This window comes from Streptomyces sp. NPDC096046 (genome assembly GCF_040303285.1).
Classification (GTDB): Bacteria; Actinomycetota; Actinomycetes; order Streptomycetales; family Streptomycetaceae; genus Streptomyces.
On the sequence record NZ_JBEOSZ010000023.1, the window covers coordinates 84,124 to 98,295 of the forward strand.

Genomic DNA, 14,172 nt, shown 5'->3' on the forward strand with positions numbered 1-14,172 from the left:
CGCAGCATCGAGTGGTCTGCGCGGTGTCGAACGCTCCGCGCGGTGTCGAACGCTCCGCGCGGTGTCGAACGCTCCGCGCGGCATCGAGTGATCTGCAGGGCGCCGAGTGATCCGCGCGGCACCGACGGGGCGGACAGGCCCGATGAGTTACGGTCGTCCGCCCGGTCTACCGATCGTGGACGCCATGACACCGCCCGTACTCGTACTGCCCGGCCCCGGCACCCGCGACGAGGTGAGAGGGCTCAGCGACGATGTGCGGGCACTGCTGCACGGCAGCGGCGCCCGGGTCGTGGTGTGCGATGTCGCGGGCCTGGGGCCGCCGGGGCTCGCCGCCGTCGACCTGCTGGCGAGGCTCCAGCTGGCCGCCCGCCGGGCCGGGGGCCGGATCCGGCTGCGCGACCCCGACCCCGCCCTACGCGCCCTGCTCGACCTGGTCGGTCTCCGCTTCGAGGTGGAGGGGGAGGTCGAAGAGCGGAAACCAGCGCTGGGTGTCGAGGAAGCAGTGGAACCCGGTGATCCGGCCGTCTGAGATCTCCAGCACCTGGACCGCCCACGGAGCGAAGCCGCCCTTCTCCGGGTCCGGCTTGTACTGGGCGAATCCCGGCAGGCCGTTGACCTGCACCGGCACCAGCCGGGAACCCGCGCAGGGTGCGCCGAGGGTGGTCATGAAGCCGGTGATGTCCTGCGTGCCGGTGAGCCACAGGTCGAACGGCGGCATCGTCATGACCGCGTCCTCGTGCAGCAGGGCCGTCAGCGCCGTCATGTCGTAGCCCTCGAAGGCCGCCACATAGCGGTCCAGAAGCTTCTGCTGGTCCTCGTCCAGCGGGTCGGAGACGGCCGCTGCGGCGCCCGGCTCCTGCCGCTCGGCCAGCGTGGCGCGGGCCCGCTGGAGGGCGCTGTTCACCGACGCCACCGAGGTGTCCAGCAGCTCGGCGACCTCACTGGCCTTCCAGGCGAGGACCTCGCGCAGGATCAGCACGGCACGCTGCTTGGCCGGGAGCTGCTGGAGGGCGGCCATGAAGGCCAGCCGCACGGACTCCTTGGCGACCGCCGCCTCCGCCGGGTCGTCGGTGGTGGGCAGCACACGGGCGTCCGGCATGGGCTCCAGCCAGGTGTTGTCCGGTCGGGGGGAGAGGGCCGCCTGGGCGAGCGGGGTGGACTCGGTGAGGTCCATCGGCCGGGCGCGCTTGTTGCCCGCGGTGAGCATGTCCAGGCACACGTTGGTCGCGATCCGGTAGAGCCAGGAGCGCAGACTGGAGCGGCCCTCGAACTTGTCGTAGCTGCGCCAGGCACGGACCATGGTGTCCTGCACCGCGTCCTCGGCCTCGAAGGAGGAGCCGAGCATCCGGTAGCAGTACCCCGTCAGCTCGGTGCGGTGTGCCTCCAGCCTGGTGTCCAGGTCCGTCGATGTCGCCGTGCCGTTCGCCATCTCCACCCACCCCTGTGGACGTTCTGTTCACGCGCCATTGCGCCCCAGCACCTCGGAAGCTACCGCAGCCCACTGACAACGGCCCCCCGAGCACACGGAAGCGCAGGTCGCAGCCGGTGCTCCAGACCGGCTGCGACAAGCCGGCGGGCCTTCAAGCGAGCTCCTTGACCGACATCAGCAGATGCCGGTGCTCCCCGGCCTCCGCGCCCGCGCCCGCCGCCCCGTCGCCCGGCATGGCGTGCAGCAGCGCCCGCTGCCCGGCTCCGAGCAGCTCCAGCCGTACCCGCGGGCTCTCGAAGGAGGTCAGCGCGTCCAGCAGGTAGGCGGGGTTGAACGCCACCGGCACCTCGTCGGCGCCGCTCAGCGTGGCCGGGATCCGCTGGGCCGCCACATCGTCCCCGTAGCCGGCGCGCAGCAGCACGGAGCCCTCGGCCGAGAAGCCGAGGCGCACCGGACTGTTCGCCTCCGCCACCACCGCGACCCGCCGCACCGCCTCCGCCAGCGTCTCGCGTTCCACCTCGGCGACCGCGGCCCCCGCCATGTCGAACAGTGATCTGAAGGCAGGCAGCCGCCCGTCCAGCAGCCGCAGCGCGGTCCGCGTCCGGCCGCCCTCGAATCCGACCAGTCCGCCGCCCCCGCCCGGCTCCCAGCCGATCCGCACCTCCCCGCCACGCCCCAGCGACCGGGCCACGTCCAGCAGCCGCCGCGCGGGCAGCAGGGTCTCCACGGCCGGGTCGTCGCCGGTGTCCGCGGCCTGCGGCCGCCACTCCAGCCGCCGCACCGCATACCGGTAGCGGTCCGAGGCCGCCAGCGTCATCGCACCGCCGTCGAGGCGCAGTTGGACGCCCGTCAGCAGGGGGAGAGAGTCGTCGCGCCCGGCGGCGACCGCGACCTGGGCGACGGCGGTCGCGAAGGCGGCGGCGTCCACGGTGCCGTAGGGCGCGGGCGGGGCGGGCGGGGACGGGTACTCGGCGAGCGGCAGTGCCGACAGCCCGAAGAGCGTCCCGTCCGCCTCCACCGTGAACCGCGAGGCTTCCAGCGCACAGCTCACCGGCCCGTCCGGCAGCACCCGGCAGACGTCCAGCAGCCGCCGCCCCGGGACGAGCACCCGCCCTGGTGCCGTGACCTGAGCGTCGGCCTCCACGCGTACCGTCGCCTCGAAGTCGACCCCCGTCACCGTCAGCCGACCGGTCTCCGCCTCCAGCAGCAGTCCGCCCAGCACCGGTACCGGCGTCCGCCCGGGCAACGCGCGTGCCGCCCGGCCCACCGCGTCGGCGAACTGAGTACGGTCGGTCCGGAACTCCATGGAAAATCCCCCTGCTCGGTCCGGTGGTCAGCCGACGCGGACGGTATCCGCACCCACTGACACCCGGCCCCGACCAGGGGGAGGGAACCCGTGCTCAGGCGGCCGGGGCCAGTCGCCGGCGTTGCAGCCGGGCCGCCCGGGTACCGAAGACGGTGATCGTCACGACGCCCAGGACCGCCAGCAGCCCGACCCCGACCGTGCCGGCCCAGCCGCCCGCGTGGAAGGCGATCGCGCCGACGGTGCTGCCCGCGCTGGAGCCGATGTAGTACGCCGACTGGTACAGCGCCGAGGCCTGGGCGCGGCCGTGCGTGGCCGTCTTGCTGACCGCCGAGGAGGCGACCGCGTGCCCCGCGAAGAAGCCCGCCGTGATCAGGACAAGGCCCAGCAGGACCAGCGGGAGCGAGCCGGCCAGGGACAGCAGCAGACCCGCCGCCGTCGTACCGCCGCCCGCGTACAGCGCGCCCCGGCGGCCCAGCCGGCCGACCAGCCGGCCCGCCGTGGACGCCGACACCGTACCGACCAGGTACACCAGGAAGATCGAACCGATGATGCCCTGCGGCAGCGAGAACGGGGCCTCGGTCAGCCGGTAGCCGATGACCGTGTACACACCGCCGAACACGGTCATGAACAGCGCGCCGATCGCGTACAGCCGGCACAGCAGCGGGTTGGACAGGTGGGCGCGGACCGTCCGGGCCAGGACGCGCGGCCGCAGCGAACCGGCCTTGAAGTGCTTCGGGGCGGGGAGCAGCAGCCGGAAGGCCACCGCGCACGCCACCGCGATCACGCCGATGACACCGACGGCGACCCGCCAGCCCCACTCCTGCGCGACCCAGCCGGTGATGACGCGGCCGCTCATCCCGCCGACGCTGTTGCCCGCGACGAACAGGCCGATCGCGGTGACCAGCGCCTTGGGGCTGACCTCCTCGGCGAGGTACGCGGTCGCCGACGCCGGCAGCCCGGCCAGGGCGGCGCCCTGCAGCGCCCGGAGCGCGATCAGCACACCGAGGGAGGGAGCCAGCGGTACCAGCAGCCCGAGGGTCACGGCCACGGCCAGCGAGCCCGTCATGACCGCACGGCGTCCGAAGCGCTCCGACAGGGCGCTCATCGGCAGCACGAACAACGCCAGCCCGCCGGTCGCCGCCGCCACGGTCCAGCTCGCGTCGCTCGCCGCCACCCCGAACTCGCCGGAGATCAGCGGGAGGAGGGCCTGGGTGGAGTACAGCAGCGCGAAGGTCGCGACCCCCGCGAGGAAGAGGGCGAAGCTCATCCGGCGGTAGCCGGGGCCACCCGGGGAGACGCGTGAGTCGGCGGCAGGGACAGAGGCATCGGCGCCCACGACGGTGGACGCCCCGGTACTGGCGGGAGACATGCTTCGAACGTACGGACGCCGCACTCATCCGTCCAATGCATGGAACGGTCATAATCGTTCCCATGGTGCATCAATCGAGCTCACAAGGTCGCCTGTCACCGAGCAGTGACACAGAAGACAGGGCGGAGATGTCCAGAGCGCTGGCTCCCCGCCTCGCGTACTTCGCGGGTGTCGCCCGCACCGAGCACGTCACCCGCGCCGCCCGGGAGATGAACGTCCCGCAGTCGACGCTCTCGCGGTCCATGGCCCGCCTGGAGCAGGACCTTGGCGTCGACCTGTTCGCCCGGCACGGCCGCACGGTCTCCCTCACCCCGGCCGGCCGTACCTTCCTCACCTCCGTCGAACGCGCCCTGGCCGAGGTCGAGCGCGCCGTCGAGGAGGTGCGCGCGGACGCCGACCCGGCCACCGGCAAGGTCGCCTTCGGCTTCCTGCACACCATGGGCGCCGAGACCGTCCCGGGCCTGCTGCACGCCTTCCGCGCCGACCATCCGCGCGTCCGCTTCAGCCTCGTCCAGAACTACGGCGAGGCCATGCTGGAGCGCCTGCGCGCCGGCGAGCTCGACCTGTGCCTGACGTCCCCGGTGCCGGACGCGCCCGACCTGGTGGCCCGCCGCCTGGACGAGCAGAAGCTGCGCCTGGTCGTCCCCGCCGACCACCCCCTCGCCGGGCGCCGCCGCATCCGCCTCGCCGAGGCGGCCGACGACACCTTCGTCACCCTGGAGCCCGGCTACGGCCTGCGCCGCATCACCGACGACCTCTGCAAGGAGGCCGGCTTCAAGCCCCGCATCGCCTTCGAGGGCGAGGAGGCGGAAACCCTGCGGGGCCTGGTGGCGGCGGGCCTGGGAGTGGCGCTCCTGCCCCCGCCTGCCGTCCCCCGTCCCGGAGTGGTGGAACTGACGGTCACGGCCCCACGGGCGGCCCGCGAGATCGGCGTCGCCTGGCTGGAGGGCCACCCGGACACACCCCCGGTGGCGGCTTTCAAGAAGTTCCTTCTCTCGAGGAGAGGCAGCTTGTTGCCGGCCTAGCCATGGCCTACCCGGGGTCGCGGGGACCCGCGCGGCACGCCACGAACGACCCGCACGGGCTCACTGGCGAGCAGCCCGGCGGCGCTACCGCCTCGAAGGGCTGAACCCCGCGGCCAACGGCATCCGCAACCCCAGCGGGGGCGGCGCGGCGAACGCGTCCCGCACCGGTCGCGACATGGCCCGCCCGAACAGGGCTCCCATCACGAAGTCCTCGGCCAGGGCCAGCACTTCGTCCCGGTACTGGCTCAACCCGTGGCCGTCCGCGTGCACTTCGAACCGGCACACGTCCCGGTTCGCCTTCTTCGCCCGCGCCGCCAGCCGGAACGACAGCTCCGGATCCGTCCGCCCGTCGTTCGTGCCGTGCACGATCAGCACCTGGCGCCCGACCAGCTGCTTCACCGGTTCGGGTGGCGCCGCGACGTCCTCCTGCGGCAGCCATGGGGCGAGCGCGAGCACGGAGTTGACGGCTTCGTGCCCGGCGGCCCGCAGGCCCGCCCGGCCGCCCATCCCGAGGCCGACGAGGCAGACGGGGACGTCTCCGTACCGCCGTACGATCTCGTCGGCCGCCCAGGTCGCGTCCTGTGCGAGGTTGGCCTCGCTGCCGTTCCAGCCGCGGCAGCGGTAGTGCACCACGTGCGCGGCGAGACCCTCGTCCCGGCCCGCGCGGGCCAGGCGGCGTCCGACGCCGCGCATCGAGGCGGTCGCCAGCACGGGGGACGGCCTGCGGCCGGAGACCTCGTCGCCGCCCGGGAGCAGCAGCACTACGCCGCTCACCGCTGTCGGCTCCGGCCCCAGTGCCCTGCCCAGCCGGGCCCTGCGAACCGGCGTCGCTTGGTGTGCCATGACAGAACAGTGTCAGAAACGCGGGTGTACTCGACCCGTCCTCGCGGTCACCGTTACGTATCGACGAAAACGTACAGCGGCGGGGAACGCGCCGTCTACGCGCGTAGGAGTTAGAGTGCGGAAATGACGAGCCAGACCATCGCGAACACCCCGACACCGGACCAGATCCGCCGGGCTCCCAAGGTTCTGCTGCACGACCACCTCGACGGCGGTCTGCGCCCCGGCACGATCGTCGAACTCGCCCGCGAGGGCGGCTACTCCCAGCTCCCCGACACCGACCCGGAGAAGCTCGGCGTCTGGTTCCGCGAGGCCGCCGACTCCGGTTCCCTGGAACGGTACCTGGAGACCTTCTCCCACACCGTCGCCGTCATGCAGACCCGTGACGCCCTGGTCCGGGTCGCCGCCGAGTGCGCCGAGGACCTGGCCGCGGACGGCGTCGTCTACGCCGAGGTGCGCTACGCCCCCGAGCAGCACCTGGAGGGCGGCCTCAGCCTCGAAGAGGTCGTCGAGGCCGTCAACGAGGGCTTCCGGGAAGGGGAGCGGCGCGCCCGGGGGAACGGCCTGCGCATCAGGGTCGGCGCGCTGCTCACCGCCATGCGGCACGCGGCACGCGCCCTGGAGATCGCCGAACTCGCCAACCGCTACCGCGACCTGGGCGTCGTCGGCTTCGACATCGCGGGTGCCGAGGCCGGCTACCCGCCCACCCGGCACCTCGACGCCTTCGAGTACCTCAAGCGCGAGAACAACCACTTCACCATCCACGCCGGCGAGGCCTTCGGCCTGCCCTCCATCTGGCAGGCCCTCCAGTGGTGCGGCGCCGACCGGCTCGGGCACGGCGTGCGGATCATCGACGACATCCAGGTGCACGAGGACGGCCGCGTCGAGCTCGGGCGGCTCGCCTCCTACGTCCGGGACAAGCGCATCCCGCTGGAGCTGTGCCCGAGCTCCAACCTCCAGACGGGGGCCGCGTCCTCGTACGCCGAGCACCCCATCGGGCTGCTGCGCCGACTGCATTTCCGCGCCACCGTCAATACGGACAACCGTCTCATGTCGCACACCAGTATGAGCCGAGAATTCGAGCACCTCGTCGAGGTGTTCGGATACACGCTCGACGACATGCAGTGGTTCTCCGTCAATGCGATGAAATCATCGTTCATTCCTTTCGATGAACGACTGGCCATGATCAATGACGTGATCAAGCCCGGATATGCCGAGCTGAAATCCGAATGGCTGTTCCGTCAGACCGCCTCCACCAGCGATTCTGCCGCCTCGGAGGACTGATTCGGGGGTATTCGGCGCACAGCGAATGCGGGCGGTGTTCACAATCCGTCCGCATTTCGATGTTTGCGGCGGGCGGGGTCGCGTGATTACGGTCGCTGAACCGCTCACACCCCGTCATCCCGTTACGAGGACGCATTTCATGAAGCAGTCTGCTGCCAAGACCCTCGGTGTCGCCGCTCTCGGTGCCGCCTTCGCCGCCGCCGGTGCGGGTGCCGCCAACGCCGCCTCCGCCCTTCCGGACACCGCCCAGACGCCGGAGACCGTCACCGCGGCCCTCCCGGCGGAGCAGCTCTCTCAGACGCTGCCGGGCTCGGGCGAGGCGCTGGGCCAGGGGCAGACGGCGGCCGGTGCCGGTCCGGCCGCCGCCCAGCCGGTCGCCGAGCAGGTGCTCGCCAACGGCCCGACGGGCCCCGCCGCCGATCTGCTGGGCGGTCTCCCGGTGCAGGGCCTGCCCACGCACGGCCTGCCGGTCAACGGCGTGCCGGTCGGCTGAGCCTCGCCGAGGCGGACACACGCCGATGGGGCGCACCCGCACGGGGTGCGCCCCATCGGCGTTCTCGCGTACGGATGTCACCAGGCGGTCTGGGCCTTGCCGCGCGTCTTGTCCTCGGAGGGCAGCAGGATCCACAGGGCGATGTAGAGGAGGAACTGCGGACCGGGCAGCAGGCACGAGACCAGGAAGATCACCCGCATCGTGGTGGCGGAGGTGCCGAAGCGCCGTGCCAGCGCGGCGCACACGCCGGCGATCATACGGCCGTGGGTGGGGCGGGCGAGGCGGGACATGTGCGACTCCTTCGTGAGGGTGTATGAGGCCTCTCGTACGAGTACCCCATCCGCACACCACGCTACGTAGACGAAGGGGGCAAAGCGTCGCTCCACGGGGCGATCCCGACCCTGGGAATCGTCGGGGTCCGACCCTGAGCCGGCTCCTCCGGAGGCAGGGGCGCACGCAGCAGGCGGGTGGTCGTCGTGCGGCGGCGCAACCAGGAGCGGCCCGCCGGGACCAGTGCCAGATGCGCGAGGGCCACGCCCGCGGTGTTCAGGAACAGCGAGTCGACATCGACGACCTGACCGGGCACGCCGGTCTGCAGCAGTTCGATGCCCCACGACAGCAGGGCGCCGACCGCGACGGTGCGCAGCAGGGACGCCAGCGGCGAGACGACCAGCCTGCCGCCCACCACGGGCAGCAGCACACCCAGCGGGGCGAGCAGGGCCAGCCCCTCACCGATCCGGCGGGCCGCCTCGGACCAGCCCAGGGCGAGATCGGCCCGGATACCGGCGAACGGCCGCAAGTTGGCGGGCATCACCCAGGGCACGTCCAGCGGCCGCAGCGTGACCCAGGCGACGAACGCGAGGTGGGCGACGAGGAGGACACCTCCTGTCACACGGATGCGGGACGCGGCGCTGCCGCCGACGGAGCCTTGACGCTGCACGCCCCCCAAGACGCGGCCTCCGGCCGGATCGGTTCCGCAAGGGGCACCGGAAGGCCGGTGAGGCATGCGCCACAGCCCGGACGGCGGCATGCGCCACAGGGCCGGGCGGGTCACTCCGCGGCCACGCCCCGCGCCGGCGGTTCCGTGCTGCCCGGGCGGGCCCGCACCTCCTCGGTGCACTCGTAGCGGCGCGGAGCCTCGGCGCCGGGTCCGCCCAGGACCACCGAGCCGTCCCCCTGGGCCGCCGCCGAGTCGGAGAAGGTGCACACGATCTGGGCGAGGGCGTACGAGGTGAGTCCGGCCGGCGCCGTGCTCAGCCGCAGTGTCTCCTCCGGGTCGCCGGGGCGCGGCCCGCCCACGGAGATGCCGCCGCGGACGGCCGTGCTGTAACCGGCCTCCTTCTCGGCGGTCGACGGGGGTGTGGCGAGCTGGTCCAGCAGGCCCTGCGCGACGAGCATGCGTCGCTCGGAGTCGGCCGCGCCGTCCGGCACCCGCACGGTCCGGTCGACGGTCACCAGCGAGGACCCGCACAGCAGGAACACCTGCACCGGCAGTCCCCGGGCGGCCTGCGTCGACACGTCCGGCTCGGAGAGCGAGCACCGCACCCGCGACGGCGCGGGTCCGAAGTTGGTCGGCACCTCCGTGGGCCGGATCCCGCAGCCGGCCAGCAGCACGGCGAGCGCCGGAACGGCGAGCAGCCGAGGCACGGCCGCGAAACGCGCGGTCATCAGGCGTCCCCCTTCGAGTCCGCGCCCTGGGGCCGGCCGGTGTCGCTCCCGGGCTCCAGCTCGTCCTCGGCCGGCTGCTCCTCCGCCGGGGACGTGCCGCGCGGCAGCCGCAGCGTGAACACCGCCCCCGAGTCGGGCGAGTTGGCCGCCGTGATCTCACCGCCGTGGATGTGGGCGTTCTCCAGCGCGATGGACAGGCCCAGACCGCTGCCCTCGGAACGCGGCCGTGAGGCGCTGGCCTTGTAGAAGCGGTCGAAGACGTGCGGCAGGACGTCCTCCGGGATGCCGGGCCCGTGGTCCCGCACCTCGATGACGATGGAGTCGTCCGCCTCCCGTACGGACACCCGGACCGGGGAGCCGCCGTGCTTGAGCGCGTTGCCGATGAGGTTGGCCAGGATGACGTCCAGGCGCCGCGGGTCCAGGCGGGCGTGCAGGCCGCGCTCGGCGTCCAGGTCCACCGCGTCCAGCCAGGCGCGGGCGTCGATGCAGGCGGTGATCTGGTCGGCGAGGTCGACGTCGTCCAGGACGAGCCGGGCGGTGCCCGCGTCGAAGCGGGTGACCTCCATCAGGTTCTCGACCAGGTCGTTCAGCCGCCGCGTCTCGCTGACCACCAGCCGCACGGCGGGCTCGATCATCGGGTCCATGCTGCCGGTCTCCGCCTCCAGCTCCTCCTCGAGCACCTCCGTCACGGCGGTGATCGCGGTGAGCGGCGTCCGCAGCTCATGGCTCATGTCCGCGACGAACCGCCGGGACGCCTCGTCGCGGGCGGCCATGTCGGCGACCCGTTTCTCCAGCGCCTCGGCCGCGTTGTTGAACGTCCGGGACAGATCGGCGAGTTCGTCGGTCCCGGACACCCGCAGCCGGGTGTCCAGCTTGCCCTCGCCGAGCCGCCGGGCAGCCGCCCCGAGCCGCTGCACCGGCTTCAGCACCGTCGTCGCCGCGGCCTGCGCGAGCAGCGCCGAGCCGATCAGCGCGAGCCCCGTGGCGATGCCCAGCGACCACGCCAGCGAGTTGAGGTCCTTGGCCTCCGGCTCCAGCGACTTGAGCATGTAACCGGTCGGGCCACCGCCGATCACGCGCGTGCCCGCCACCAGGTAGGGGGTGTCGTGGTCGACGATGCGCTGCCAGTACAGGTGGTGCGGGTGCTTGTCGGCCCCGTCGACCTTCTGCGTCCGGTTCACCGCCGTGCGCAGCGAGGCCGGCACGTCGCCCAGTGAGAAGCCGCTGAGCCCGCCGGAGCTGCCGTAGACGGTGCGGCCATCGGTGTCACGGCCGACCAGCAGCACACTGAAGCGCTGGTCGCTGCCCGCCATCTGGCCCGCGGTGTGCTGCAGCTCGTCCTGCGTCGGCCGCGGGGGCAGCGCGCCCGCCCGGTTCTGCATCTCCTGCTCGAAGTCGCGCAGCACGGCGTCCTGGGTGCGGGTGAGCACCGCCTCGCGGTTGAGCCAGTACGCGATCCCGGACGCGGACACGGCGGCCGTCAGGGCCACCAGGCCGAACACCACGACCAGTCGCAGCCGCAGGCTGGTGAAGCGCAGCCCCGACAGAACTCCCTTGCGCGCCCCGGTCCAGCCGCGGGCCCCCCCTTGGTGCGCCTGGGTCACTGAGGCGCGTCCAGCCGGTAGCCGACACCCCGCACGGTACGGATCAGCGTCGGGGACGAGGGCACGTCCTCGACCTTGGCGCGCAGCCGCTGGACGCACGCGTCCACGAGCCGCGAGTCGCCCAGGTAGTCGTGCTCCCACACCAGCCGCAGCAGTTGCTGCCGGGACAGCGCCTGGCCCGGCCGCCGGCTCAGCTCCAGCAGCAGCCGCAGCTCGGTCGGCGTCAGCTGGAGGTCCTCGCCGTTCTTCGTCACGGTCATCGCCGAGCGGTCGATGACGAGGCTGCCGAAGCTCGCCGCGTCGTTCGACTCCCGCTCGCCGCGCCGCAGCACGGCCCGGATCCGGGCGTCGAGCACGCGTCCCTGCACCGGTTTGACGACATAGTCGTCGGCGCCGGACTCCAGCCCGACCACCACGTCGATGTCATCGCTGCGCGCGGTCAGCAGGATGATCGGCAACTGGTCCGTGCGCCGGATGCGCCGGCACACCTCGAACCCGTCGATGCCGGGCAGCATCACGTCCAGCACGATCAGATCCGGCCGCTGCTCGCGCAAGAGCTTCAGACCGTCCTCACCGCTGGCAGCGGTCGCCACGCGGTGGCCCTGGCGCGTCAGTGAGAGCTCCAGGGCCGTCCGGATGGCGTCGTCGTCCTCGATCAGCAACAGGGAAGGCACGCGCTCATTCTGGCCCATGGAGGGGTCGGGGTTCGACCGGTGGGGCCCAGTCGTTGTGGCCGGTACCGCCGACGCGTGTGCGGGAGCTGTGGTGGACCTGTGGCCGACCCCTGTGACAGGCCTGTGACAGTCGGCGGACACGGCCATGAAGGTGCGGCGGCAAGCTTTTCGGCACAGGCGAGGAAGCCCGCCCGAACAGGCGGGCCGCACACCGGAAGTCCACGACGGGGGGCGCGAGATGAACACGCTGCACGGCATCAGCACCAGCGCAGTTGTCACGCGTCTGCACGACGTGAACCGGGGTTGCGAGAAGTCCGGTGGCGAGGGGGGCACCTCCCTGCTCGAGCGGAGCCGAGAGCTCGGGGGACGGGGGTGCGCTCGCGGCACCGGGCGTCAGCACACCGTGTTCATGACGGTGGTCGACGCACCCACGGGGGAGATCAACAAGGGGTCCGCGGCGGCAGCCGCCACGGGCGCCGACGGGGGAGCAGCGTACGGGGAGGGCTCGGGGGAGCGCCGTTCGCTGACGGAGGCGGAGTTCACCGCCTACGTCCAGGAGCGCCGCGCCTCCCTGTACGCAACCGCCTACCACCTCACCGGTGACCGCTTCGAGGCCGAGGACCTGCTGCAGAGCGCGCTGTTCTCGACCTACCGGGCGTGGGACCGGATCAGTGACAAGGCGGCGGTCGGCGGGTACCTCCGCCGCACCATGACCAACCTGCACATCAGCGCCTGGCGGCGCCGCAAGCTCAACGAGTACCCGACCGAGGAACTGCCGGAGACGCCCGGCGACACGGACGCGATGCGCGGCACCGAGCTGCGCGCGGTCCTGTGGCAGGCGCTGGCCCGGCTGCCCGAACTCCAGCGCACCATGCTGGTCCTGCGCTACTACGAGGGCCGCACGGACCCGGAGATCGCGGAGATCCTCGACATCAGTGTCGGCACGGTGAAGTCCAGCATCTGGCGGTCGCTCCGCCGGCTGCGCGAGGACGAGGTCCTCAGCTTCGGCCGTGACGAGGAGGACGCCTTCGGCGAGCTCGTCGCCTGAAGGTACGGGGGGAGCCCCGCAGGGGTCACGGGGGAAACACAGGGGGCCCACGGGGGAACTGTAGAGGCGCTGGGGGCGTCTCCACAGGAGAGTGGGGGCTCGGGGGAGACAACGGGGGAGCACAGAAGCGGGGCTGGAGGGCCGGGGGGTCCGTCCAGTCCCGCTTTTTCCTGTGCCCGGCCCTCCAGCTCCCTCTAGGCCACTGTGTCGAGGCTCGTGCACCGGCCGGCCGCCGCTGCCGCCAGCCGGCCCAGCGCCTCGTCCCGGTCGCAGGCGTACGCGCCCAGTGCCGTCTGGCGGGCGACGATCGTGCGCTCCTGCCGCATCAGGCGCCAGCCGCGGCGCAGCAGGAACGGCACCGACTTGCGGCCCTCCCGCAGATCCCGCAGGAAGCGGCGGCGGAAGGTCTTCACCGGGCCGCGGCTCAGGCACAGCGCGTCGGCGAGGACGCCGAGTTCACGGCAGCGCGTGACGATCTCCGCGGCGAAGATGCCCTCCGCGATGAACAGCGGGGGCCGTCCGATGTCGACCGTCTCGTCTCCGGTGCGGGCGCTGAGGGAGATGTCGTAGACGGGAACTTCCGTACGACCCGTGCGGCACAACCGGACGATCGCGGCGACGGCCGTGTCCGCGTCCCACGAGTCCGGATGGTCCCAGTCGATGTCGGAGCTCTCCGCCACCAGGGGCAGGGTCGGGTCGTCGCCCTCCTTGTAGAAGTCGTCGAGCCGCAGCACCGGGAGGCCGGAGCGGGCCGCGAGGAGGGACTTGCCGGAGCCGGAAGGGCCGCAGAGCAGCACGACTCGCGTCGATATGGGCGATGGAGAACTCACGGGACACCAGTGTGAGGCATCCACCGGGGGCCGTACGACCCCGCGGGTCGGCTTTGATGCGCGCGTCACACCTCAACTACCACAAGTGCCTTTATTGTCACTTTCAGTAGTGATGGAACTGTGCAGGAGAAGGTGGCACCGCTGACGACTCGACTCCCTGCTCGGAACTCGCGGAACTCCCCGGCCCGGTGTGCGCTGCTGGCCGTCACCGCCGTCGGGGTAGTGCTCGGCCCGGCGGGCGACGCCGTCCCGCTCATCCGCGGGATTCGCACCCGCCCCCTGCCGGGCAGGTCGACCAGCAGGCGGGCCTGCAGGCGCTCACCGGCGTCGTCGGCTACGTCACCGGCCCGGTCGCCGGTTTCAAGCCCGGCCCTCTCGCGGGTGCGGGCGTCGACCCCCTCGGCAGCGGCGTGGGTACGCAGCACGGCGACTTCGGGCCGCTGACTTCGCAGGCGCTGACGAGGCCGGTGGCCCAGGCGCCGCCGATCGGGAGTATGCCGCTGCTGGGGTCGGTGGCGGGAGGGCTGGGCTGAGCGTGGGATGCACGAGTGAGGAAGGTGAGTCGAGCTCCCTTCGTCGTGAAGTGGCTGGACTCACTCTGT

The 14,172-nt window shown here is 72.4% G+C and carries 15 protein-coding genes and 1 pseudogene; 6 read left to right on the top strand and 10 right to left on the bottom strand.

Annotated features, from left to right (window positions below):
• The first annotated feature begins 142 nt into the window (after nt 1-142).
• A complete protein-coding gene (locus ABTX62_RS21125; RefSeq protein WP_352117596.1) occupies nt 143-529 on the top strand; it encodes an STAS domain-containing protein in 387 nt (128 codons plus the stop codon).
• On the opposite strand, the gene ABTX62_RS21130 is transcribed toward ABTX62_RS21125, so the two are convergent.
• The 3 genes from ABTX62_RS21130 to ABTX62_RS21140 all read right to left on the bottom strand — a co-directional run bounded on the left by ABTX62_RS21130 (nt 413) and on the right by ABTX62_RS21140 (nt 4,104).
• Nucleotides 413-1,429, bottom strand: coding sequence for a sigma-70 family RNA polymerase sigma factor (locus ABTX62_RS21130; protein WP_352117597.1), 1,017 nt, complete (start codon nt 1,427-1,429; stop codon nt 413-415). The two genes, ABTX62_RS21125 and ABTX62_RS21130, sit on opposite strands and share 117 nt — an antisense overlap.
• Before the next feature lie 151 nt (nt 1,430-1,580).
• Nucleotides 1,581-2,735, bottom strand: a complete 1,155-nt coding sequence (gene dnaN, locus ABTX62_RS21135) for a DNA polymerase III subunit beta (protein WP_352117598.1) — start codon at nt 2,733-2,735, stop codon at nt 1,581-1,583.
• 94 nt (nt 2,736-2,829) lie between these two features.
• Nucleotides 2,830-4,104 carry an MFS transporter gene (locus tag ABTX62_RS21140; protein WP_352117599.1) on the bottom strand — a complete coding sequence of 425 codons (1,275 nt, stop codon included), beginning with the start codon at nt 4,102-4,104 and terminating at the stop codon, nt 2,830-2,832.
• 62 nt (nt 4,105-4,166) lie between these two features.
• On the opposite strand from ABTX62_RS21140, the gene ABTX62_RS21145 reads away from it, so the two are divergent.
• Nucleotides 4,167-5,129, top strand: a complete 963-nt coding sequence (locus tag ABTX62_RS21145) for a LysR family transcriptional regulator (RefSeq protein WP_352117600.1) — start codon at nt 4,167-4,169, stop codon at nt 5,127-5,129.
• Between the two features lie 84 nt (nt 5,130-5,213).
• On the opposite strand, the gene ABTX62_RS21150 is transcribed toward ABTX62_RS21145, so the two are convergent.
• Nucleotides 5,214-5,972, bottom strand: a complete 759-nt coding sequence (locus ABTX62_RS21150; RefSeq protein WP_352117601.1) for an alpha/beta hydrolase — start codon at nt 5,970-5,972, stop codon at nt 5,214-5,216.
• Between the two features lie 123 nt (nt 5,973-6,095).
• Between ABTX62_RS21150 and ABTX62_RS21155 the strand changes: the two genes are divergently transcribed.
• Nucleotides 6,096-7,253, top strand: a complete 1,158-nt coding sequence (locus ABTX62_RS21155) for an adenosine deaminase (protein WP_352117602.1) — start codon at nt 6,096-6,098, stop codon at nt 7,251-7,253.
• A gap of 139 nt (nt 7,254-7,392) precedes the next feature.
• A complete protein-coding gene (locus ABTX62_RS21160) occupies nt 7,393-7,746 on the top strand; it encodes an ATP-binding protein (RefSeq protein WP_352117603.1) in 354 nt (117 codons plus the stop codon).
• 77 nt (nt 7,747-7,823) lie between these two features.
• Here ABTX62_RS21160 and ABTX62_RS21165 read toward each other — a convergent pair whose 3' ends face one another.
• The 5 genes from ABTX62_RS21165 to afsQ1 form a co-directional block, all read right to left on the bottom strand.
• Nucleotides 7,824-8,036, bottom strand: a complete 213-nt coding sequence (locus tag ABTX62_RS21165) for a PspC domain-containing protein (RefSeq protein WP_283969352.1) — start codon at nt 8,034-8,036, stop codon at nt 7,824-7,826.
• Nucleotides 8,037-8,098: 62 nt separating this feature from the next.
• The gene (locus ABTX62_RS21170; protein ID WP_352117604.1) at nt 8,099-8,686 is read right to left on the bottom strand and encodes a VanZ family protein; all 588 of its coding nucleotides are present in this window, start codon (nt 8,684-8,686) and stop codon (nt 8,099-8,101) included.
• A 110-nt stretch (nt 8,687-8,796) separates the two neighbouring features.
• On the bottom strand, nt 8,797-9,414 hold the full coding sequence (locus ABTX62_RS21175; RefSeq protein WP_352117605.1) for a hypothetical protein: 618 nt from the start codon (nt 9,412-9,414) through the stop codon (nt 8,797-8,799).
• Nucleotides 9,414-11,018, bottom strand: a complete 1,605-nt coding sequence (locus ABTX62_RS21180) for an ATP-binding protein (RefSeq protein WP_352117606.1) — start codon at nt 11,016-11,018, stop codon at nt 9,414-9,416. The genes ABTX62_RS21175 and ABTX62_RS21180 overlap by 1 nt, the downstream gene beginning before the upstream one ends.
• Nucleotides 11,015-11,692: a two-component system response regulator AfsQ1 gene (afsQ1, locus tag ABTX62_RS21185; protein ID WP_053675520.1), complete on the bottom strand. Its 678-nt coding sequence runs from the start codon at nt 11,690-11,692 to the stop codon at nt 11,015-11,017. The genes ABTX62_RS21180 and afsQ1 overlap by 4 nt, the downstream gene beginning before the upstream one ends.
• Nucleotides 11,693-11,930: 238 nt before the next feature.
• Here afsQ1 and ABTX62_RS21190 point away from each other — a divergent pair, with 238 nt between their 5' ends.
• On the top strand, nt 11,931-12,740 hold the full coding sequence (locus ABTX62_RS21190) for a SigE family RNA polymerase sigma factor (RefSeq protein WP_352117607.1): 810 nt from the start codon (nt 11,931-11,933) through the stop codon (nt 12,738-12,740).
• A 194-nt stretch (nt 12,741-12,934) separates the two neighbouring features.
• Here ABTX62_RS21190 and ABTX62_RS21195 read toward each other — a convergent pair whose 3' ends face one another.
• Entirely contained in the window at nt 12,935-13,639 is a 705-nt protein-coding gene (locus ABTX62_RS21195) for a uridine kinase family protein (protein ID WP_352117608.1), read from the bottom strand.
• Between the two features lie 63 nt (nt 13,640-13,702).
• Here ABTX62_RS21195 and ABTX62_RS21200 point away from each other — a divergent pair.
• Nucleotides 13,703-14,103 (top strand): annotated as a pseudogene (locus ABTX62_RS21200) (hypothetical protein).
• The last annotated feature ends 69 nt before the right edge of the window (nt 14,104-14,172 follow it).